Source organism: Candidatus Symbiopectobacterium sp. (genome assembly GCF_020054415.1).
Lineage (GTDB): Bacteria > Pseudomonadota > Gammaproteobacteria > Enterobacterales > Enterobacteriaceae > Symbiopectobacterium.
The window spans coordinates 1-1,431 of record NZ_JAHWCO010000164.1 but is presented as its reverse complement, the minus strand read 5'-3'; the positions used below and the strand labels follow the sequence as shown (position 1 = coordinate 1,431).

The window sequence follows — 1,431 nt, the reverse complement described above, 5'->3', positions numbered from 1 at the left end:
GCCAGCGCAGGCCACGGCCTGAATATGCAGGACGGCGGAAACATCCTGGTGTTTTTCTCGCACTGGTGGGATCTGGAACAGTACCAACAAATTATCGAACGTATCGGGCCAACACGCCAGATACAGGCGGGGCATAACCGCCCGGTATGGATACACCATATTATCGCCGCCGATACCGTAGACGAACTGGTAATGCAGCGGCGCGATTCAAAACGCAACGTGCAGGATATCCTGCTGGAAGCCATGAAGAAAAGGGGCAGAGCATGACACCGATAATTTCAGACACCGACCTGATAACGATTAAAGAAGTGGAACGCAGCGTAGGGTTAAAAAAATCCTGCATTTACCTGCGCATCAGTAATGGTGAATTTCCCAAGCAAAAAAAGCTCGGCACCCGTACCGCGCGCTGGGTACGCGGCGAGATCGAAGCGTGGAAAAAACAGTTTCTTTAAATCAGCCTCAAGTGATCGATATAGTCCGCGTACCACTGCATCATTTCCCGCCGTCCATCCAGATATAGGGCCTGGTTATAGGTTCCACGAATCACATTTTTGTCCACGTGTGCGAGTTGCAGCTCAATCCAATCGGGGTTAAACCCCTGGTCATTGAGTACTGTGCTCATCGTATGCCGGAAACAATGCCCTACTACCCTTCCCTTATAGCCGATGGTCGCTATCATCCGGTTAATCGTGTTGTTGCTCATCACCTTTGAGGGATCATTCCTTCCGGGGAACATATTCCTATACCGTCCGCTCAGTGTCTTGAGTTCACGCAACAGGGCAATCAGTTGCGATGACAGCGGTACAATGTGTGGTCGGCTCATCTTCATCACCTCAGCCGGTATTGACCACAGCTTTTCCCCATCAAGATCCACCCAGTCCCACAGTGAATAGCGTAGCTCCTGCGTACGTAGACCAGAGAGCATAAGAATTTGCAAGCCCAAGCGCGTTATTACGCTGCCAGTGTAACCATCCACCGCCGTAAGGAAGTCCGGCAATTGGTCAACGCGCAGAAAAGGATGCCGCGTAGACTTGTGCTCCACCATGGCGCTTTTCAGCTCCCCGGCAGGGTTAAACTTAGCCCGCCCGGTTGCCACCGCATAACGGAAAACCTCGCCACACCAGCGCCGCGTTTTTTCCGCTTTCGCAGTGGCTCCGCGCGCTTCAACTTTACGCAATGCCGCCAGCATCATTACCGGCTCAATCTCCGCAACCGCAAGATTGCCCACCGCCGGGAAGATGTCTTTGCCGAACGCTTCTAAAATGTCGGCAGCATAGCGAGGGGACCAGCGGTTTTTTTTAAATTCATGCCATTCGATGGCAATCTCTTTAAAGGTAATGGTTTTCGCCGCTGCCGCCGAAGCACCATAGTTTTTTGCTTTCACGGGATCGACGCCCGCAGCCACATTTTGCCGGGCCTCATCGCGTTTCT

The 1,431-nt window shown here is 52.6% G+C and carries 2 protein-coding genes and 1 pseudogene; 2 read left to right on the top strand and 1 reads right to left on the bottom strand.

Going from position 1 to position 1,431, the window contains the following annotated elements; translation table 11 throughout:
- A pseudogene (locus QZ506_RS04855) lies at positions 1–267 on the top strand (ATP-dependent helicase); the annotation flags it as partial.
- The gene (locus tag QZ506_RS04850) at positions 264–452 is read left to right on the top strand and encodes an AlpA family transcriptional regulator (RefSeq protein WP_291969447.1); all 189 of its coding nucleotides are present in this window, start codon (positions 264–266) and stop codon (positions 450–452) included. The pseudogene QZ506_RS04855 and the gene QZ506_RS04850, both read left to right, overlap by 4 nt.
- Here the strand turns inward: QZ506_RS04850 and QZ506_RS04845 are convergent.
- On the bottom strand, positions 449–1,431 hold a 983-nt coding region (locus QZ506_RS04845), incomplete at its 5' end, for a tyrosine-type recombinase/integrase (protein ID WP_291969445.1). The genes QZ506_RS04850 and QZ506_RS04845 overlap by 4 nt on opposite strands.

Bases quoted from the DNA above. Each gene is read 5' to 3' on its own strand.
- QZ506_RS04850 (WP_291969447.1), top strand. From the start codon at position 264: ATGACACCGATAATTTCAGACACCGACCTGATAACGATTAAAGAAGTG.